Here is a 19,483-nt window from a genome sequence, read left to right on the forward strand (position 1 = left end):
ACGGCGCATATCCCAAGTCGGGCGAAATTTTATTGCGCAGGCGTGACTTGCTCGGGGTCCAGCAGCAAATCTACCAGCACCAGCGCCATTACTTTGGCGCTGTCCAGCATGTCATCCACGCCCACATATTCGTCCGGTTTGTGGGCCAGTTCCAGAAGCCCCGGCCCGTAGGCGATGCAGTTTTTCAACTTGCCGATGCGGTCGATGTGCTTCTGGTCATATGTGCCCGGCGAGACGACATACTCAGCCTCCTTCCCCAGCACATCCCCTATGGCCTTGGCGACGGAGGTCACGACAGGCGCGTCCTTGCTGGCCATAGTCGGCTCGACCGACCAGATTTCGTTCAGTTCATAGCGAAAGTTCTCGCGCGCGCCTGCGACCTTCTCCAGCACCGCGCGTATCTCGTCCTCGACCTCTGCCTTGTTTTCTTCCATCAGGTAGCGTCGGTCGATGATCATCTTGGCATAATCCGGCACACAGGCCGAGGGCAGCCCGGTAAAGTCCGCCTCCGGCTCCGACTGCCCGCCATGCAGGGAATTGATATTCATCGTAGACGACCGCGCACCCAGCGGCACGACCGGCATTGACGTTGTTTTCTGCGCCAGCGCCGGAAACAGGCTCTCCTCCATCTCGTGGAGCACGGCACCCATGTGGCGCACGGCACAATCGCCAAGGAACGGCATGGAGCCGTGGGCAATCTCGCCATGTGTCTCGATTTCGGCCCACCAGACGCCGCGATGGCCCAGACATATCCGGTCCTTCTGCAAAGGCTCGGGGATAATTACGTGCTGAACGTTTTTGTAAAGCCCCTGCTCCGCCAGATAGGCGACGCCACCATACCCGCCGGTTTCCTCGTCGGCGGTGCCACTGATCTCGATCGCACCTGCGAAGTCGGGGTGCTGCTCGATAAACGCCTCCACCGCGATGATCGACGCCGCAAGGCCGCCTTTCATATCGCAGGTGCCACGCCCGTAAATCTTGCCGTCCTTCAATTCACCGCCAAACGGGTCCGTGGTCCAGCCTGCGCCGACCTCAACCACATCCGTGTGGCTGTTGAAATGCACGCAGTCCCCTGCCCGCTTGCCTTCATATCGCGCCACGATATTCCAACGTGGATATTTCTCGCTGTCGCCGGGGGTGCCGTGGGCACGGATCAACTCGCAACTGAACCCACGCGCCTCAAGCCGGGCACGTAGATATTCGCAAACCTCGCGGTAATTATCGCCCGGCGGATTTAGCGTCGGGATGCGCACTAACTCTTGTGTCAATGCGATCAGGTCGTCTCGCTTGCCGTCAATGCGGCCGGTGAGGGAGAGGTGCTCGGTCATACCCCCACGCTATGGAGAACCGCTCCCCCTGCCAAGCCCGACTTCAACTTCTTTTTTCCAAAAATACCTCGGGGGGTTCGGGGGGCTGGCCCCCCGACCTGTCGACGCGCGCAAGCGCGGCGAAATCCCTCAGCCCTTGTCGTGGAAATGGTCGTAAATAGTCCGCGCCATGGCCTCGGACACACCCTCTACGGCGGTCAGGTCTGACACATTCGCCCGCGCCACCGCCTTGGCCGAGCCAAAATGCAACAGCAGCGCCTTCTTGCGTTTCGGCCCCACGCCTTCGATCTCGTCCAGCGGGTTCTTCATCTGCGACTTGGCTCGTTTGGCGCGGTGGGTGCCGATGGCAAATCGGTGCGCCTCGTCGCGCAGGCGCTGGATGAAATACAGCACCGGATCATTGTGCCGCAAAGCGAAGGGGCGCTTGCCGGTGCGGTGGAATTCCTCCTTACCCGCATCACGGTCTACGCCCTTGGCGACACCCACCATGGCGATGTCGTCCACGTCCATCTCCCGCATGATCTCACGCACGGCCGATACCTGTCCCGCGCCGCCGTCAATCAGCAACAGGTCGGGCCACATATCGGTCTTCCGCTCGGGGTCTTCTTTTTGAAGCCGCTTGAAGCGGCGCTGAAGCACCTCTTTCATCATGCCGAAATCATCGCCGGGAACGAGGTCTTCTCCCTTGATGTTGAACTTGCGGTATTGGTTGCGCAGGAAGCCTTCCTCCCCCGCGACGATCATGCCTCCAACTGCGTTGGTCCCTTGGATATGGGAGTTGTCGTAAACCTCGATCCGCTTCGGCGGATCCGGCAACTCGAACGCCTCCGCCACACCTTTCAGCAGCTTGGCCTGCGTGGCGCTTTCGGACATCTTGCGCGCCAGACTTTCGCGGGCGTTGCGCAGCGCGCTTGTCACCAGCTCGTGCTTTTCGCCGCGTTGAGGCACCAGTATCTCGACCTTGCGGTTGATCTTTTCTCCCAAGGCTTCGGCCATCAGGTCAGGATCTTCAATTCCGTGGGACAGGATGATCTGGCGCGGCGGCTCCTTGTCGGAATAGAACTGCCCCATGAAGGCCTGCAAAATCTCCGGCTCTGCGGCGTTTGCTGTTTTCGGGTAGAAGTCCCGGTTACCCCAGTTCTGGTTTGCGCGGATGAAGAAGACCTGCACACAGGCCTGCCCGTGCTCCAGATGCAGCGCAATAATGTCGGCCTCGGAAACGCCTTGCGGGTTGATGCCTTGGGTCGTCTGCACCTGCGTCAGCGCGCGGATGCGGTCGCGCAGGGCGGCGGCGCGTTCGAACTCCATGTCCTCGGACGCGCGCTGCATCTCCCCCGCCAGCTTTTCCTGCATATCGGTCGAGCGGCCCGCTAGGAACCGCTGCGCGTCGCGCACCAGTTTGCCGTATTGCGCCGCACTGACCTTGCCCACACAGGGCGCAGAGCAGCGCTTGATCTGGTATTGCAGGCAAGGCCGCGACCGCGTCTCGAAATCACTGTCTGAACAGTTACGCAGCAAGAACGCGCGTTGCAACTGGTTCAGCGTCCGATTGACCGCGCCGGCGCTGGCAAACGGGCCGTAATAGTCACCCTTCTCGCGTTTGGCGCCGCGATGTTTCTTGATCTGCGGAAACTTGTGACCTGTCGTCACCAGAATGTTGGGAAAGCTCTTGTCGTCGCGCAAGAGCACGTTGAACTTTGGTTTGAGCTGCTTGATCAGGTTCTGCTCCAGCAGCAGCGCCTCGGTCTCGGTCTTGGTGGTCAGGAACATCATCGACGATGTTTCCGAAATCATCCGCGAAATGCGGGGGCTGTGCCCGCTTGGGTTGGCGTAGTTCGAGACCCGCTTTTTCAGCGACCGCGCCTTGCCGACATAAAGCACGCGCTGCTGCGCATCCAGCATCCGGTAGACTCCGGGCGAGTTGTCAAGCGTGCTCAGATAGGATTGCACACAGGCGTGACCGGTTGCCCCTACGGCATCTTTTTGCTCATCATCAGAGGGTGACCTAGGGTCCGTCATGGTCGCTACGTGATTCCTTACTTTCGCTGCAATGCCGCTTAGATGGTTTCAAGACTAAAGGTTTCCACTGTTCCTGTGGATAAGCCTGTGGGGGAATGGAAGGGAGCGGGAAATTATCCTTAGTTTTTGGGCCTCAACCTGAACTGCACAAAAAATAGGCAGTATTTCAAGGCATTGTTTTCAAACGATAACTTTTTCCACCTCAGCCAAATCCCTGATAACATTAAGCTTTTGGTAACAGATTCGCGACGCTTTTGTACAAAGGGGACAAGTCAATGCGTCACTAGGGCAAATTGCAGTATTTTCCTACTCCACGCCCACGACATCGGGCGTGCGCCAAGCCAGATGCTGGCCCCCGTCAACGCAGAGCAACTGCCCCGTCAGCGCCGGTGATCTGAGGAGGTATTCCATGGCCGCCGTGATGTCTGCCGGGTTCGCACCCCGCCCCAAAACCGTAGCTGCCCGTTGCTTCGCGAAATGGTCATCCGACTGCCGTGCGCCCTGCATGGTGGGACCGGGCCCGATAGCATTGACGCGGATCGCAGGTGCGAGCGCTTGGGCGCTTGTCTGCGTCAGCGCCCACAGACCCATTTTCGCCAAGGTGTAAGTCATGAACTCGGGCGTAAGCTTACGGACCCGCTGGTCAATCATGTTGATGATGGCAGCCCGCGCGATCGGCTCACCATTGTCATCTGCGCCTGCCTTCGGTGCCTGTTTAGCGAACGCCTGGGTCAAGACAAACGGAGCTTGGAAGTTGGACCCCATATGTCGATCCCAGCTTTCGAGCGTGGCCGTGGCGAGCGTATCGTATTCAAAGATTGAAGCGTTGTTCACCAGCACGCTCAACGGGCCGCCCAAGGTATCTGCCGCCTCTGGCACCAGTTCGGCGGCGGCGGTCATGTCCAGCAGATCAGCTTGGAGAGCGACCGAATTCCGGCCTTTGGCTTTTATCTGCGCTACCGTTTCCTGCGCAGCCTCGCCGGACGAGGCATAGTGGACCGCCACATCGAAGCCCAGATCGGCAAGACGCAGCGCCATCGCCGCGCCCAAGCGGTCTGCAGCTCCTGTTACCAATGCACGTCCTTCGATCATTCAAGCCTCCGCGCCAAGCACAACGACAATGTAGGCGACATAGAGCAGACAAAGCACCACGCCCCAGCGCTTGCCCAGATTCTTGTGCCAAAAGACAACCGGAATCAGGATCAAGGAAGACGCCAGCATCACCCAAAGATCAAACCGCAAGAACGATGATGGCACCGGTATTGGGCCGACAAGTGCCGCGATGCCGATGATCGCCAACAGGTTGAACACATTGGACCCGATTACGTTGCCCAATGCCACGTCCGCATGTTTGCGCATCGCGGCAACGACAGTGGTGGCCAGTTCGGGCAACGAGGTCCCCACAGCAACGAGCGTAAGCCCGATCACGGTATCCGACACGCCCATGCGCGTCGCGATGGCGCTGGCGTTTTCGACCAGGAGACTTGCCCCTATGGGCAAACCGACAAGCCCGAGAATAATAAAAACCGCAATTTTCCAGCCGGGCATCGTCGGGTCTGCGCCCTCCGGCTCGTCTTCTATCAGCGCAGCGCGACCGTTTTGGGCATCGCGGAACTGATCCATTAGAATGAACGCAATCGCAGCCAGCAAAACCAGGGCGTGCGTCCATGTAATCGGCCCGAAGAAGCTGACCGCGATGAACAGCAGCGACGCTGCGATCATCTGGATAAAACTCTTCTGCGTTCTGGACTCGCTCGTCGGCAAACCAAAAAGCAGCGCGGGTATGCCGAGTACCAACAGGACGTTGGCCGTGTTCGAGCCGACCACATTCCCCAAAGCCAAACCCGGCACGCCGTCAATGATTGCCTGAATGGAGATCAGCAGTTCCGGAGCGGACGTGCCGAAGGCTACAACGGTCAAGCTGATGATCAGCGCGGGGATACCAAGCCGCAGTGACAGGTTCACGGCACCTCGCACTAAGGCGTCGCCCGCCAGCAGCAGGATTATCAGCCCGCCCGTCGCACCCAATACTTCGAGCATCCCTAACCCTTTTTCTGGCAAGGACACGGACCCTTGCCAATTTTGTAGCTACCGCACTTGTCGCATTTATAGGCGTTCTTCGCCCCGAGCTTCGGCCCCGATTTCGGAAACTTCAGCTTCCCGAACATCGCAAGCACGGCCATGCCGACCAGAAACAGGGTGATAATCTTGAAAATCATGCGCTCACAGCCCGAACCGCGCCCAGAGCGCTTTTTCGTCAAGTTGGTCAATGGCGCTGGTCAAAACACGTACGCCGAAGCGCTGAAACAGTGACCGCTTTGGGCCGAAGGTGTTGAAGCGAACCTTATCGCCGAACCGTTCTTTCATCACCGGCACCAGATGGCCGATCGCATCTGCCAGCCCTACGTCGATCGCTTTTTGACCGACCCATATTTCGCCAGTGAACAGATCACCGTCCTCCGAGAGCCGCGCGCCCCGTCGGGACTTCACATGGTCGATGAAGGTGTCGTGGATTTGCGCCTGTAGCGCTTTCAGCCTTTTGACGTCGGCGGGCCGCTCGGGCCGGAACGGGTCCAGCATGGACTTGTCTTTGCCAGCCGTATGCACGCGGCGCTCGATGCCCTGACGCTGCATCAGCTCGTTGAAACCGAAGCTGGCAGAAATCACGCCGATTGATCCCACGATTGACGTGGCATCCACGAATATCTCGTCGGCACTTGCGGCCAGCCAGTAACCGCCGGATGCGGCGACATCTTCCACAAATGCGAAGACAGGCACGTCGTTCTCTTCGGCCAACCGCCGGATACGCGCGCCAATGAGCGAACTTTGCGCCGGAGAGCCACCGGGCGAATTGAGCTGAAGCGCGACTGCCGCCGGCTTGCCCTTTTTGAAGGCTTTGGTCAGCGTAGATGCCAGACCGGCGTCGTTGAGGGTACCAATGCGACCGCCGGACGCAATCGCCCCGCTTAACGCCACGACGTTCACCGTAGGAGGCGACTTCAAAAAGGGAATAAATCGTTTCATCCCCTGCCATGTAGAGTTCTGATCGCGCCCAAACAAGGGCGATGTCGGAAACAGCCTTGCAGGCGTTGCCATTTAGCGCGACCTAGCGGCAGGCACTGTGGGAAACGAGCGATGAAAGACTGAAACTTTCTCAACGAGAACAATGCGCGGCATATGCGGCATCCGACGGGGCATCTGGGTGCAATGCAGCAAAACCCGCCGCGCGCGATCTCGTCCGCGAAGGGCTCGACGATCACCGACATGAGCGGCCACACGGTCGTAGACGGCGTGGGCGGGCTGTGGTGCGTGAATGTCGGCTACTCTTGCGATCCGATCAAACAGGCGATTGCCGACTAGCTACAGGTCCTGCCCTATTATTCCGCGTTTGCAGGCACCTCCAACGAGCCTGCCATCGAGCTAAGCTACGAGTTGCGGGAGATGTTCGCGCCCGACGGCATGGCGCGCGCATTCTTCACATCTGGCGGCTCTGACGCGGTGGAAACTGCGCTGCGACTGGCGCGGCAATTCCACAAAGTCCGTGGGGGAACCCACACGCACCAAATTCCTGTCTTTGAAGAAAGGATATCACGGCACTAACTTTGGCGGCGCTTCGATCAATGGCAACGACCACTTCCGAATAACCCCGAGCCGTTGGTGCCGGGCTATTTCCACATCCCCTCGCCCTACCCTTATCGCAACCCGTTCAACGAAAGCGACCCAGCGAAACTGGCGCAGCTTTGTGCCGCCGCGATGGTGGACGAGATTGAGTTTCAAGGCACGAACACCATTGCCGCCTTTATCATGGAGCCCATTCAGGACGCGGGTGGTGTCATCCGCCAGCTTCATGGGCCTGCCTGCGCGAAAGCCAGCGGCTGAAAATCAACGAGAACACCGGACCTCGGGGCGACCAGCTTTACAAAGGGCTCGTCGCGCTGAAAGACAAGCACGAGATGGTCGGGGATGTTCAACACGGCTTATGAGGCTGGGGCCATGGTGCGTGTCGGGGGGAACAATTTGATGATGTCACCGCCGCTCATCATCTCGGAGGCGGAGATCGACACCATCCTGCAAGCGTTGGACGCTGGCCTGACGAAGGCGGCGGGCGGCTAGAGGGCGCAGCAACGCGCCCTCCGCAACTTGGTCACACGCTGTCCAGTTGCAACTGCACCTTCACCGCTTTCTCGCGGTTCGCCGCCGTTGTGAAGGCTTCGACCGCATCTGACAGCGGATAGGTTTGCGTGACAAGCGGCGCTACGTCGATCACTCCGCTATCAATGATTTTAACGGCTTGTTCGAACTCGGGGTGAAAACGGTGTGTTCCCCTGAAGGTAATCTCCTTGCCGACGATTGCGTTGATCGGCAGGCTCAGGCTGCCAGCCACGCCGACTTGCACGATCGTCCCTCTGGGCCGCACGGCCTCGATCGCCGACAGGATAGCGGGCTCCGCTGCGGAGCATTCGAAGACGACGTCGAACGGTCCGTGCTCCGCAATATGGGCTGACACACCGTCCGGGTTCGCGCCGATATTGACGGTGTCTGTCGCGCCCATCTTTTTGGCCACGCCCAAGGTGAAATCAAACAGGTCGGTCACGACGACGCTGCGCGCGCCGTTCATCTTCGCGACCGCGACGCAAAGTGCGCCGATGGGGCCTGCGCCGGTCACCAGAACGGACTTGCCCTCCAGCGGCCCGGCTTGCGCCGCCGCGTGCAGGCAGACCGCCAAGGGTTCAGAGCAGGCAGCACTGGCCAGCGATGTGTCTTTTCCAACTTTGAAGCACTGCGCCTCCCCCGTCACCATTTTGGAACGAAACCCGCCCTGGACGTGAGGCATCGTGCGGGCGGACCCCATGAAGCGCATGTTGACGCAATGCTGGTAGTTCTCTTCGTTGCAGTACTTACAATCGTAGCAAGGTCGGCTTGGGCTGACGGCAACGCGGTCCCCGACCTTTACACGGGTCACATCCGGCCCGATCGCCTCGACTATGCCCGCAACTTCGTGGCCCAGAATAATCGGCTCTTTCACGCGAACCGGACCGAAACCACCATGCAGATAGTAATGCAGGTCAGAGCCGCAAATGCCACCGTGGGTCATCTGAACCAGTACGTCGCCAGACTGAAGGTCCGGAACCGTGATGTCGTCAATGCGCAGATCGTCTTGTTTGTGCAGAACGCAGGCTTTGGTGGACATGGAGGACTCCTATGGCATGAGGACGGATGGCAGCCATGTAGAAATGGCCGGCACGTATGAGACGAGCAACAACACCAAGATGTTGGTGAACAGGAACGGCAGGATCGCGATCACAACCGGCGTCAGTGGCAAGCGAGCAATCCCGGCACAGACGAACAGGCAGACGCCGAGCGGCGGCGTGGTCAGCCCGATCATCAAATTGAGAACCGCGAATGTTGCAAAGTGGAGGGGTTCGATGTCGACGGCGACTGCCAAGGCCAGCAACGGGACGAACAGGATGATAAGTGCCGCAATCGTTTCCATGAACATGCCAACCAGCAAGAGGAGGATGTTGATGATCAGAATAACGAGAAACTTGTTTTCCGTGAACGACAACACCGCCGACGCGATAGCCTGCGGAATGCGCTCCGACACCAATATCCAGCCAAAGACGTTGGCAAAGCCGACAAGCAGCAGGATGCCGGTCGCCGACACGGCACTGTCTATGACGATTGTAGGAATTTCGCGTATCGGCAACTCGCGGTAGATCAGCAGCCCGACGATCATGGCGTACACACTGGCGACGACTGCGGTTTCCGTGGGGGTAGCGATGCCGCTCAGCAGGCCGTAGAGGATGATACCTGTCATCGCCAGCGCCCAGAACGCACCGGCAAAGGCTTTGGCGATTTCGCTTACTCCTTGCCACTCTTGCCGTGGGAAGTCCTTTTTGCGGGCGATCAGGTAGGTCGTGACCATCATGGCGACACCCATGACGACACCGGGGATGGCTCCGGCGAGGAACATCTTGCCGACTGAGATGCCGGACAAAGCGCCGACGATAATCATCGGAACGCTGGGCGGGATGATGGGGCCGACGGTCGACGATGCCGCAGTGACAGCCGCCGAAAAATCAGCCGGATACCCAGCCTTTTTCATACCGGGGATCATGACGCCACCGATAGAGGCCGCATCGGCAACAGCCGTGCCTGTGATCCCGCCGAAGAGCATGGACGCGCCCACATTGGTCAGGCCGAGCCCACCCCTGATCCAGCCGACGAGCGAGTTTGCAAACCGGATGATGCGCTCGGTAATACCGCCACGGTTCATCAGGTTTCCGGCAAGGATGAACCCTGGGATACTGAGAAGCACGAAGACGTCCATCCCCGCATACATCTTCTGCGGCATGACCACCGGCGGGATGCCCATGACCAAAAGGTAGCAAAGGGAGCTAACGCCCAACGTGATGGCGACCGGCAGGCCGATGACCAGCCCGATGACAAAGACTGCAATTAGAATAGTAAGGCCCATTATTCCAGCTCCTCACGAACATCGGCTTTGCCGTCTTCACCAAGAACGACCATTCGGTAAATCCTGAAAACAGAGAAAACAAGAAGCGTCACGAGAAGCCCGAACACGGTAAAATGCACTATGTCCATTCTGAGCGTCATCGCCGGGGATGTTTGCATCGCACCGATGGAGACGTATTTCCATGCGGCTGGAATCAGGTAAGCGCACAGCGCCACCGTGATCGCTGCCGATAGCAGGCGCAGTCGCCATGGCCACTCGCCCGGCACCTGCTCGCAAACGACATCGACGTTCACGAGATCACCTGAGCGCAATGACAAGCCTGCCCCGAAGGCCACAACATAAAGCATCGCAAAGCGGGTAAGTTCCTCGGTCCAGATTGGCGACGAGCTGAATGTGCGGCCGAGCACTTGCGTGAGAACCGTCAGGATCAACACGAGGAACGAAACACCGACACCAATGCGGCAGATAGTGTAGAAAATGCTCTCTAAGCGTAACATTGGGCTTCTTCCCCCTTGGCGCGAGAGAAGCTGCCAGCCCGTGACCCGGCAGCCTCCCGAGGTTGGGTGATCTGGTCGCCTAGTTCGCGAACAGGTCCTCGACGACTGGTTTGATCTCGTCGCTGACATTGGCCAGAACGGCGTCGCGGGCGGCGGCTTGGAAAGCTGCTCCGTCAACTTCGACGAATGTCATGCCGTTCTCTTCCAGATAGGCTTTGTCCGCGGCAAGGCTGTCCAGCAGCAGGCCACGCTCGTATTCCTGTGCGGCGGCGGCGGCCTTCATGACGGCGGCCTGATCCTCTTCGGACAATTTCGCCCAAGTGGATTCAGCGATTGTCAGGTAGATCCACGAGCGCACATGCTCGGTCTGGTTCACATGGCTCTGAACTTCGTTGAAGTTGGCCGAGCGGATAAGGGCAAGCGGGTTTTCCTGTCCGTCGATCACGCCGCTTTGCAGGGATGTAAACACTTCGGAGAAGGCCATGGGGGTGGGGGATGCCCCAAGCGCGCTCCAGACGTCAACGAAGAGCGGCACGTTCGGAACGCGCATTTTCATTCCGTTCAAATCCGCTGGAGTAGTGATAGGGCGCTGCGACGTAAGATTACGCGGTCCCCGTGCGAAATAGGCGATCGGGCGGATCTGCGCGCGCTCGATGATCTGCGCTTCGATCTGGTCACCGATCTCACCGCCAGCCACTTCGTCCATATGCTCAAGCGAGCGATAGGCATAAGGGACAGCGAGAAGGGCCGCCATCGGCGCCCAGTTTTGCAGGCTTTCGCCGGTGATCGTCATATCGACCGTGCCAAGCTGCATGCCATTAATCAGGTCGATTTCCTTGCCAAGCGACTCGTTCGGGAACACCTCGACCGCGATGCGGCCATCCGTCAACGCGCTGAGTTCTTCGCCGAACCGAACGGCGGCCTGATGCCAAGAGTTGTCCTCGTTGGCCAAATGCCCCAGCTTCAGCGTGGTTTCCTGACCGAACGCGGCAGTCCCTGCCATGATCGTCATGCAGCTTGCGGCTGCCAGTGTCGTGATTTTTGAAAAGAGCCTCATGATATTCTCCTCCTAGAGTTTTGGGCTGATTTTCCGGGGATTGCGCCCCGAGAATCTTCGAAATGGTCGGGGTAAAGCTTCTGAACGCGTGGCAGGCTGGACAGGATCTCGCGGAGATGGGTCCGCATCGCGTCTTCGACACGCGATGCACTTTTCTGCTCAATCGCGTCGGCAACCTGTTCGTGTTGGTCGATCAGCTTTGATATGTGAAATTCTTCAAACGTCAGAAACCGCACACGATCCATTTGGGACTTGATCTGAGCCAAAAAATCCCATGAACGTCCGACCCCGGCGGCACGCGCGAGTGTTCTGTGGAAATGTTCGTCAAGCTCCATGAAGTGCTCAGGCGTGTCGTCCGCCACGGCCCTTTGATGCGAAATCTGGCCGCGCAAATCCTTCACAAGCGCAGCGCTGCCTTCGGCGGCAAGCTTGCAAACGATGTCCGCTTCAACGGCTTCGCGGACAAATCTGGCGTTCAGAACGGCCTCATAGTCGATCCGTTTGACATAGGTTCCCCGCTGGGGCCGCACTTCCAGCAAGCCCTCCTCCACAAGTGTGATGAAGGCTTCACGCACCGGCTGGCGGCTGACGCCATATTCTTTTGCAAGCTCGGGTTCCGACAAGCGGCTCATGGGGCGCAGGTCATTTCTGATGATACGGGTTCTCAGGACATTTCTGAGCTGCGGGCTGACAGCCTTGCTGTGATCCAGCTTCCACTCTTCGATATCCGAGACTGCCATCATGCTTCACTCCCCCTGTCTTTTGATACTTCCCCACTTCCATACAAGTCAACACAATGTTAACCTTCCTGATAAGGATTACCTGAAATATAAATATTTCAATTCGTTAGGCGAAAACTGGAGGATGACATGCGGCGAACTTGGCGTTGGTTTGGACCAAAAGACACGGTTTCGATTCCCGATATGAGGCAGGCAGGGGTCTGCGGAGTCGTGTCCGCCCTGCACCATATTCCCAACGGGGTCGTCTGGTCGGTCGAGGAAATCGAGCGGCGCAAAAACCAGATCGAACTGCTCCCCGATGGCAGGCCAACGGAACTCACATGGGATGTGGTCGAAAGCCTCCCTGTCTCTGAAAATATCAAGCAGCAGACAGGTGAGTGGCGAGAGCACATCGAGAACTATAAGCAAAGTATCCGCAACCTCGCCGAAGTCGGCATCCATACGATTTGCTACAACTTCATGCCGGTTCTGGACTGGACGCGGACAGACTTGGCCCATGAATTGCCCAACGGCGCCACTTGCATGCGATTTGATGTGGTTGATTTTGCTGTCTTCGACATCTTTGCGCTGGCACGAAAGGGTGCCGAAAATGACTTCCCATCCGACGTCGTGGACCGCGCGAAGGAGCGACACAGCGCAATGTCGAGCGAGGATGTAGCGGCGCTGGTCACCAACGTAATATGCGGCCTCCCCGGTGCGGAGGAAGGCTACACGCTGGATGATCTGCGCGCCCATCTGGACGCATACAGCGCCATTGATGCCGACACGCTGCGCAAGCACCAGATCGCGTTTCTGCAAGAGGTCGTGCCCGTCGCGGAAGAGGTCGGTGCGCGGTTGTGTTGTCACCCCGATGACCCGCCGTTTCCGCTTCTGGGGCTGCCAAGGATCATGTCGACCGAAGAGGATTACACGCGCCTGATGGCCGCCGTGGACTCGCCCGCGAACGGGATCACCCTGTGCAGCGGATCGCTTGGCGTGCGTCAAAGCAACGACCTCCCGGGGATGATGCGGCGTCTGGGGTCAAGGGTGCATTTCCTGCATCTGCGCAACGTCGCGCGGGAAACCGATACCCTGCCAAACTCTTTCCACGAGGCTGCCCATCTGGAAGGGGTGACGGATATGGTGGCATTGATCGCCGCCGCTCTGGACGAGGAAAAGCGCCGAGCAGAAGAAGGTCGCGCGGATTGCAACATTCCGTTCCGCCCCGACCACGGGCAGGACATTCTGAGCGACCTCGGGCAGAACAGCCAGCCCGGCTATCCCGCTGTCGGACGGCTCAAAGGGCTCGCCGAGTTGCGCGGTATCATCGAGGCCCTGTCCCACAAAGGATCGGTCGCATGAGACGTTTGAATAAATCCAGCCTCGCCGCTGTTCCTGACGGCGTGGCGACACCTGAATACGACCGCGATGCCTGCGGCACGGGGATCGTCCATCTTGGCTTGGGGGCGTTTCACAAAGCGCATCAGGCATTCTACACCGACGCCGCGCTGGCGGCAGGCGGGGGTGACTGGAAGATCATCGGCGTCAGTATGCGCAACGAGCAAACCGCGCAGGATTTCAACGAGCAGGACGGGCTTTACACCATCCTCGTCAAAGCGCCGGAGCGCACAGAGGCGCAAATCATCGGCAGCATCGCCTCAGCGCTTTGCGCGCGCACCCAGCCTGACGACGTGCTGAACGCACTTAGCGATCCTGCCACCCGCATCGTTACAATCACGGTCACCGAAAAAGGATACGGCATTAATCGCGCCACGGGCGGCGTTGATCCGTCTCATCCTGTCATTGCGCAGGACCTAAAACGTGACCAAGCACCTGTCGGAGCCGTCGGGCTGATCGTCGCCGCCCTGGAGAAGCGCCGCGCCGACGGCACCGCGCCCTTTACGGTTCTTTGCTGCGACAACCTGCCAGAAAACGGCAAGTTCGTTCATGCCGGTCTGATTGATTTCGCTAACCGATTTGACACCGGGCTGGGCGACTGGATTGCACGAAACGTCGCCTGTCCGTCATCTATGGTGGACCGCATCACCCCTGCACAAACCGCCGCGACCCGCGAGATTGCAGCTGATTTGACGGAAACCCAGGACCTTCTCGCCGTTGAGACCGAGAGCTTCCATCAATGGGTGATCGAAGACCACTTCCCGTCGGGGCGTCCGTCATGGGAGGCCGCAGGGGCAATCTTCACCCGAGACGTCGCACCTTTCGAGAAAATGAAACTCCGGCTCCTGAATGGCAGTCATTCGCTGATCGCCTACATGGGTCTGCTGCTCGGCAAGCAATACGTCAGGGATGTCCTAAGCGATGCCGGTCTGGAAGCCCTGATACGCAAGCATCTCGACGCCGCATCCGCCACGCTGCCGCCGATGCACGATATTGACCTACCTGCATATTGCGCCGATCTCGTCGAGCGTTTTCGCAACCCGAACATTGCGCATGAAACATCCCAGATTGGCACCGACGGCTCGGAGAAGTTGCCGCAACGTATATTGGCACCAGCGGTTGATGCTCTTGGGGCAAACCAGTCTGTGCGTCCCTTTGCATTCGCAACAGCGCTCTGGATATGGTTCTGCCGCACCGGTGACCTCAACGATCCGCGTGCCGAGCAGCTGGAAAGCGCCGCTCAGAAGACCAGTCCGGAGGAAATACTGGCCGACTTGGAAACCATTTCCGGCCTCATTCCTGCGGAGCTTGCAACTTCGGTCGTCTGGCGACGCGATATCCTGTCGATTTTGTCTGATCTGATGGAGCATTCGCCCGAGTTCGTTATTAGCTCCGAGATCGGCGAAAGGGCAAACTGATCTCGCTTCGGCGATGCCACTCTTGAAAGGATCACCAGCACCTATCTGGCCCGATTTCAGGGGGGCTGGGGCATTGTCAGTTATGCCGGAATATGTCGCAACATATCACGACGCAAATCGCATCCGCTTAAACACCATCCACAGGCTTGAAACGATGCGAACACATTCCGCCATCTTGCGGACCGCATGGGTGAGGTGTAGCGTGACCGTTCCTTAAGACCCTGCATTTCAGACATATTCGCTTTCGCAATTATCCCCTACCAAGCTTGAGGTTGGACCATGAAAAATACCAGAAATGCACTTCTGGCCGTGCTCGCCGTTTTGGCCGTTGCGGCCCTGCTCGTCTGGACTGTGCGCCAACCCGCCACCTATCTGGTGCAAGGCGAGGTGGAGGCCACGCGGATTGATCTTTCGGCGTTGATCACTGCACGGGTGTCGGAGACTCCTGTCGGCTTTGGCAGCCGCGTTAGCGCCGGCGACATTGTCGTGCAGTTGGAAAGCCCGCAATTGCGTGCGCAGCTTGAGACTGCAAAGGCAGGGATCGCTGTGGCGCGGGCCAATCGGGACCTGACCTTTTCCACCCGCCCCGAAACAATCGCCGCCGCCGAGGCGCAGTTGGCCAAGGCGGTCGCTGACGTGGAACTGGCCCAAAGTAGCTATGATCGGGTGAACCAGCTGCGTGACAGCTCGGTTGTGTCGCAGGCAAACCTTGATCAGGCCAGCAACGCATTGAACGCCGCTATTCAGGCCCAGGCCGCCGCGCAAGCCAACCTGGATCAGGCGCGCAACGGGGCCAGCGAAGAGCAAAGGGCCGTCGCCACAGCGCAGGTCACCCAAGCTGAGGCCAATCTGACCCAGCTTCAGGCCAATGTCGAAGAACTGACCGTCACATCCCCGATTGACGGCGAGGTCACGACCCGCACCGCCGAAGTCGGCAAGTTGTTCAGCGCCGGCGCGCCGTTGATTTCGATCGTGGATGTGGACCACGCCTGGTTCACGTTCAACCTGCGCGAAGACCTTCTGGAGGGCCTCGAAGTTGGCCAGCCGCTTGAGGTGCGCGTGCCCGCGTTGGGGCAAGACCACGCGCCCGTTCCTGCCGAGATCACGGCGATCAACGTCGAAGGCAGCTATGCGAACTGGCGTGCAACCAAGGCCACAGGTGATTTCGACTTGCGGACATTCTCGGTGCGGGCCGAGCCGACGGAGCCAGTCGACGGCCTGCGACCCGGAATGAGCGCACTGGTAGACTGGCCCGCGACCGCGCGCAGCGCCGAATAGCCCGGTGTCAGGCGACACACATCCTTCAGGTTTCCGGCGCATTCTGCGGCGTGAGAGGCGTCATATCGCGTCCCGCCCCTCGCTGGCGTTCATGCTGGCCCCAATGCCGCTGTTGATCTTTCTGACCCTCGCCGCGGTCTTTGCGCCGGGTTTGCCGCGCGACCTGCCGGTTGCGGTGGTGGACCTTGATGGATCAACCCTGTCGCGCCAGCTGGTGCGCATGGTCGACGGCGCATCAGACGTGGCGGTGACCCAGCAGGTACCGTCCTTGAGCGAAGCACGTCAGGCGCTTATCGCCCGGGACGTCTATGCGATCTTGATGATCCCGCCAGAGATGGAGCGAAATCTGTTTCTGGAACAAAGCCCTGAAATCGTGATCTTCTCCAACAGCCAGTTCCTTGCATCAGGAGGGGCAGCGGCGCGCAGTATGGGCACCTCGGTTCTGACTCTCGCGGCGGGCGTATCGCTGCGTTTGCTGGAATCCAACGGCGTCGGACCGGACCGCGCCATGGACCTGATAACGCCGATCCCGGTGCAGCAAAGCCCGCTGTTCAATCCCTCACTCGACTACATCCAGTTCCTGCTGTCGGCGATTATCCCGACCGTCATGCAGATCTTCATCTGCGCCGCCGCCGTGTTGTCGTTTTCGCGTGAGCGACATTCACCGGGCGGCCTGTCGAACTTCTTGCAGCAATCCGGCTCGGCGGCTCAGGGGATAGCTGGCAAATTGCTGCCCTATACGGTGCTGGGAACCCTTGTTCTCCTGCTTGGGGATGTGTTGCTTTTCACCTTCTTCGGGGCTGATTTTCGCGGAAATGTCCTGGTGTTCTTCCTCAACGGGCTGTTGTTCATTCTGGCCTGTCAGATGCTGGGCGCTTTGATCGCGATGTTTGCCACAAGCGCAACCGGAGCCTTGGGCATGATGGCCGTCATCGTCGCACCGGCATTTGGGTTCGCGGGGGTCAGCTTCCCACGCTTTGGAATGTCAGGTTTCGCCCAAGCCTGGGGGTCGATCATCCCGCTGACGCCATACCTTGAATTGCGCACGGACCAGACCCTTCGCGGGGCGCCGTTGCAGTATTCGGCGCCGACGATGCTATGGCTGTTCGCCCTTCTGATCGTGTTCACGACACTGTTGTGGATCATGCTACACATGCGGGCGCGGGCTGTGACCGCAGGGGGTGAAACGTGAGTGCGCTGCGCCGTTTCATGACCGAGATCATCGGCGTCTTGCGCAATCTGTTCGCAGATTCCAGCGCCCGCATGACGATGATCGCGGGCATTTTGGTTTATAGCGCGTTGTATCCGCAGCCCTTCGTCGGAGAGGTTTTGCGCGATGTGCCCATCGCGGTTATCGATCAGGACAATTCTACCGAAAGCCGGAAACTGCTGCGCCTTATCGACGCCAACGACCATGTCGCCATCATGGCCGCTGTCCCCAATATGGAGGCCGCCCGCGATGCATTCTTCAAGCGCGACGTCTATGGCATCGTCATCATTCCGGCTGGCTTTGAACGCAATCTTCTGACCGGAGCCCCCGCGCCGATCGCCGCCTTCGGCGATGGCAGCTATCTGCTGGTCTATTCCAACATCATGGGCGCGGTTACCAGTGTCGCCCGCGCCATGGGTGTCGAAGTCAACCTTGCGCGCCTGACCGACACCGGCATGGATGAGGATCAGGCACGAACGGCTTTGGCCCCAGTGACCGTCACAAATATCGCGGTATTCAATCCACAGGGCGGCTATGCCAGCTATGTGGTTCCGGCGTCCTTCGTTTTGATCCTTCAGCAGACGCTGCTTATGGGTATCGGCTTGCTCCACGCCGGGCGCAGGTTTCCCACCGGGCTTGGGATGTGGGCGGCACCTGTTGCCTATATCGGATTATATCTGGGCTGGATCGCATTCACTCAACTGCTGTTACCGGCTTTCTACGGCATCCCGAGGGTGGGAAACATCGGCACGCTGATGCTGATCGGCCTGCCGTTCCTGAGCGCCTGTACCGCGTTGGGATTTGCCCTCGCTCTCTTGATCCCGCGGCGTGAAGGCGTGGTGTTCTTTCTGGTGGTCATGGGGCTGCCGCTTTTCTTTCTGTCGGGCATCGCATGGCCGATTGAATCCATCCCCGAATATCTGCACATGCTGTCGCTGCTTGTGCCGTCTTCCAGCGCGATTTCAGCCTTTGTCGCGGTCAATCAAATGGGAGCGACACCGAAGGACATTGCGGACGCGGTGCAAATTCAGATCATCCTCGCCTTCGGGTATACGTTGTTGGCCATCTTGATCTACCGGATCAAGGGAGCACAGCATCAGGTTACCGGCTCCTGATGGATGTCCGGTGGGAACTTTTCGATGCGGGTGGGTAGCTGAGATTACGGGTGCTGACATGCGGAGCGCCCAACCTTGGCCACTGCAACTGAAACAGCCGTTGCCTTCTTAATGCCGAGTTTGGTCGGCGGCAGGCCGATACCGGATCGTGTGACTTACCGATATCGGCCAATTATCTTACGCTTAACCTTCGCGCACGCCTTTTTCGACTCGTTCGCCCAGCGTCTTGTCAACGTTGCGCCAGTATTCAAAGGCGCGCTTCAAGATCGGCTCGGACACGCCGCCTTTGAGGTGGCCGACGATATTGCTAACCAGCCGATCACGGGCGGCATCATCCAGCACGTCGCGCACCAGCGTTCCGGCCTGACCCCAATCGTCATCGTCTTCACGCAGCGTATAGGCGCTGCGCACCATATCGCCATCGGCGTGCCACTTTCCGGCATCATCGGTAAGCGACGGATCGGCATGTGGCCCACCATAAGAGTTTGGCGCGTAAACCGGATCGCTGACGTTATCGACCCGCATCGCACCATCCTTGCTGTAGCTGTGGACAGGTGATTTCGGGCGGTTGACCGGGATCTGTGCAAAATTTGCCCCCAGTCGCGCCCGATGGGCGTCGGAGTAGGAGAAACTGCGACCGAGCAGCATCTTGTCGGGGCTGAGACCGATGCCACGCACCAAACTGTCAGGCGCAAATGCGGCCTGTTCGATTTGGGTGTGGAAATCGGTGGGGTTTTTGTTCAGCGTCAGCTTGCCCACCTCGATCAGCGGGTAATCTGCGTGCGGCCAAACCTTGGTGAGATCGAACGGGTTGAAGCGGTAGGTCTTGGCCTCCTCAAACGGCATGATCTGCATATGCAGCGTCCAGGTGGGGAAATCGCCGTCCTTGATCGCATTGAACAGATCACGGCGGTGGTAATCGCCATCTTGTCCGTCTTCAGAGATAATGGTCTTCAGAGCGGCCTG

17 protein-coding genes and 1 pseudogene are annotated in these 19,483 nt (G+C 59.0%); 6 read left to right on the forward strand and 12 right to left on the reverse strand.

Features of this window, described 5'->3' with window-relative positions:
* Positions 1-29: 29 nt before the first annotated feature.
* The 6 genes from THALAR_RS09420 to THALAR_RS09445 form a co-directional block, all read right to left on the reverse strand.
* Positions 30-1,328: an acetylornithine deacetylase/succinyl-diaminopimelate desuccinylase family protein gene (locus tag THALAR_RS09420; RefSeq protein ID WP_021101307.1), complete on the reverse strand. Its 1,299-nt coding sequence runs from the start codon at positions 1,326-1,328 to the stop codon at positions 30-32.
* Positions 1,329-1,457: 129 nt separating this feature from the next.
* Positions 1,458-3,347 carry an excinuclease ABC subunit UvrC gene (gene uvrC, locus THALAR_RS09425; protein WP_040818165.1) on the reverse strand — a complete coding sequence of 630 codons (1,890 nt, stop codon included), beginning with the start codon at positions 3,345-3,347 and terminating at the stop codon, positions 1,458-1,460.
* 306 nt (positions 3,348-3,653) lie between these two features.
* Positions 3,654-4,439, reverse strand: a complete 786-nt coding sequence (locus THALAR_RS09430; protein WP_021101309.1) for an SDR family oxidoreductase — start codon at positions 4,437-4,439, stop codon at positions 3,654-3,656.
* Positions 4,440-5,387, reverse strand: coding sequence for a calcium/sodium antiporter (locus THALAR_RS09435; protein ID WP_021101310.1), 948 nt, complete (start codon positions 5,385-5,387; stop codon positions 4,440-4,442). It lies immediately after the preceding gene.
* Between the two features lie 2 nt (positions 5,388-5,389).
* Positions 5,390-5,566, reverse strand: coding sequence for a hypothetical protein (locus tag THALAR_RS18565; RefSeq protein ID WP_021101311.1), 177 nt, complete (start codon positions 5,564-5,566; stop codon positions 5,390-5,392).
* A gap of 4 nt (positions 5,567-5,570) precedes the next feature.
* Positions 5,571-6,371: a S49 family peptidase gene (locus tag THALAR_RS09445; protein WP_040818168.1), complete on the reverse strand. Its 801-nt coding sequence runs from the start codon at positions 6,369-6,371 to the stop codon at positions 5,571-5,573.
* Positions 6,372-6,524: 153 nt separating this feature from the next.
* On the opposite strand from THALAR_RS09445, the pseudogene THALAR_RS18120 reads away from it, so the two are divergent.
* Positions 6,525-7,460: pseudogene (locus THALAR_RS18120) on the forward strand (aminotransferase class III-fold pyridoxal phosphate-dependent enzyme).
* Between the two features lie 31 nt (positions 7,461-7,491).
* On the opposite strand, the gene THALAR_RS09460 reads toward THALAR_RS18120, so the two are convergent.
* The 5 genes from THALAR_RS09460 to THALAR_RS09480 form a co-directional block, all read right to left on the reverse strand.
* Positions 7,492-8,538, reverse strand: coding sequence for an L-idonate 5-dehydrogenase (locus tag THALAR_RS09460; protein ID WP_021101317.1), 1,047 nt, complete (start codon positions 8,536-8,538; stop codon positions 7,492-7,494).
* A 9-nt stretch (positions 8,539-8,547) separates the two neighbouring features.
* Positions 8,548-9,825 carry a TRAP transporter large permease gene (locus THALAR_RS09465; protein WP_021101318.1) on the reverse strand — a complete coding sequence of 426 codons (1,278 nt, stop codon included), beginning with the start codon at positions 9,823-9,825 and terminating at the stop codon, positions 8,548-8,550.
* Positions 9,825-10,322 carry a TRAP transporter small permease gene (locus THALAR_RS09470; protein WP_021101319.1) on the reverse strand — a complete coding sequence of 166 codons (498 nt, stop codon included), beginning with the start codon at positions 10,320-10,322 and terminating at the stop codon, positions 9,825-9,827. The genes THALAR_RS09465 and THALAR_RS09470 overlap by 1 nt, the downstream gene beginning before the upstream one ends.
* 79 nt (positions 10,323-10,401) lie before the next feature.
* Positions 10,402-11,379, reverse strand: a complete 978-nt coding sequence (locus THALAR_RS09475; protein ID WP_021101320.1) for a TRAP transporter substrate-binding protein — start codon at positions 11,377-11,379, stop codon at positions 10,402-10,404.
* Positions 11,376-12,122, reverse strand: coding sequence for a GntR family transcriptional regulator (locus THALAR_RS09480; protein WP_021101321.1), 747 nt, complete (start codon positions 12,120-12,122; stop codon positions 11,376-11,378). Before THALAR_RS09480 ends, THALAR_RS09475 begins: the two co-directional genes overlap by 4 nt.
* Positions 12,123-12,248: 126 nt before the next feature.
* Here THALAR_RS09480 and uxuA point away from each other — a divergent pair, with 126 nt between their 5' ends.
* From uxuA to THALAR_RS09505, 5 genes are all read left to right on the forward strand, one after another.
* Positions 12,249-13,460 carry a mannonate dehydratase gene (gene uxuA / locus THALAR_RS09485; protein WP_040818170.1) on the forward strand — a complete coding sequence of 404 codons (1,212 nt, stop codon included), beginning with the start codon at positions 12,249-12,251 and terminating at the stop codon, positions 13,458-13,460.
* Complete coding sequence (locus THALAR_RS09490) at positions 13,457-14,914, forward strand: mannitol dehydrogenase family protein (protein ID WP_021101323.1); 1,458 nt, start codon at positions 13,457-13,459, stop codon at positions 14,912-14,914. Before uxuA ends, THALAR_RS09490 begins: the two co-directional genes overlap by 4 nt.
* A 279-nt stretch (positions 14,915-15,193) precedes the next feature.
* Positions 15,194-16,192, forward strand: a complete 999-nt coding sequence (locus THALAR_RS09495) for an HlyD family secretion protein (protein WP_021101324.1) — start codon at positions 15,194-15,196, stop codon at positions 16,190-16,192.
* A 4-nt stretch (positions 16,193-16,196) separates the two neighbouring features.
* Complete coding sequence (locus THALAR_RS09500; RefSeq protein WP_040818173.1) at positions 16,197-17,384, forward strand: ABC transporter permease; 1,188 nt, start codon at positions 16,197-16,199, stop codon at positions 17,382-17,384.
* Positions 17,381-18,517: an ABC transporter permease gene (locus tag THALAR_RS09505; RefSeq protein ID WP_021101326.1), complete on the forward strand. Its 1,137-nt coding sequence runs from the start codon at positions 17,381-17,383 to the stop codon at positions 18,515-18,517. Before THALAR_RS09500 ends, THALAR_RS09505 begins: the two co-directional genes overlap by 4 nt.
* 183 nt (positions 18,518-18,700) lie before the next feature.
* Here the strand turns inward: THALAR_RS09505 and THALAR_RS09510 are convergent.
* Positions 18,701-19,483, reverse strand: a 783-nt coding sequence (locus tag THALAR_RS09510; protein ID WP_154666785.1) for a catalase, incomplete at its 5' end; no start/stop codon positions are given.

This window comes from Litoreibacter arenae DSM 19593 (assembly GCF_000442275.2).
GTDB lineage: Bacteria > Pseudomonadota > Alphaproteobacteria > Rhodobacterales > Rhodobacteraceae > Litoreibacter > Litoreibacter arenae.

Bases quoted from the DNA above. Each gene is read 5' to 3' on its own strand.
- THALAR_RS09475 (WP_021101320.1), bottom strand. From the start codon at position 11,379: ATGAGGCTCTTTTCAAAAATCACGACACTGGCAGCCGCAAGCTGCATG.
- THALAR_RS09420 (WP_021101307.1), bottom strand. From the start codon at position 1,328: ATGACCGAGCACCTCTCCCTCACCGGCCGCATTGACGGCAAGCGAGAC.
- THALAR_RS18565 (WP_021101311.1), bottom strand. From the start codon at position 5,566: ATGATTTTCAAGATTATCACCCTGTTTCTGGTCGGCATGGCCGTGCTT.
- THALAR_RS09465 (WP_021101318.1), bottom strand. From the start codon at position 9,825: ATGGGCCTTACTATTCTAATTGCAGTCTTTGTCATCGGGCTGGTCATC.
- THALAR_RS09460 (WP_021101317.1), bottom strand. From the start codon at position 8,538: ATGTCCACCAAAGCCTGCGTTCTGCACAAACAAGACGATCTGCGCATT.
- uvrC (WP_040818165.1), bottom strand. From the start codon at position 3,347: ATGACGGACCCTAGGTCACCCTCTGATGATGAGCAAAAAGATGCCGTA.
- THALAR_RS09480 (WP_021101321.1), bottom strand. From the start codon at position 12,122: ATGATGGCAGTCTCGGATATCGAAGAGTGGAAGCTGGATCACAGCAAG.
- THALAR_RS09470 (WP_021101319.1), bottom strand. From the start codon at position 10,322: ATGTTACGCTTAGAGAGCATTTTCTACACTATCTGCCGCATTGGTGTC.
- THALAR_RS09490 (WP_021101323.1), top strand. From the start codon at position 13,457: ATGAGACGTTTGAATAAATCCAGCCTCGCCGCTGTTCCTGACGGCGTG.
- THALAR_RS09435 (WP_021101310.1), bottom strand. From the start codon at position 5,387: ATGCTCGAAGTATTGGGTGCGACGGGCGGGCTGATAATCCTGCTGCTG.
- THALAR_RS09430 (WP_021101309.1), bottom strand. From the start codon at position 4,439: ATGATCGAAGGACGTGCATTGGTAACAGGAGCTGCAGACCGCTTGGGC.
- uxuA (WP_040818170.1), top strand. From the start codon at position 12,249: ATGCGGCGAACTTGGCGTTGGTTTGGACCAAAAGACACGGTTTCGATT.
- THALAR_RS09495 (WP_021101324.1), top strand. From the start codon at position 15,194: ATGAAAAATACCAGAAATGCACTTCTGGCCGTGCTCGCCGTTTTGGCC.
- THALAR_RS09445 (WP_040818168.1), bottom strand. From the start codon at position 6,371: ATGAAACGATTTATTCCCTTTTTGAAGTCGCCTCCTACGGTGAACGTC.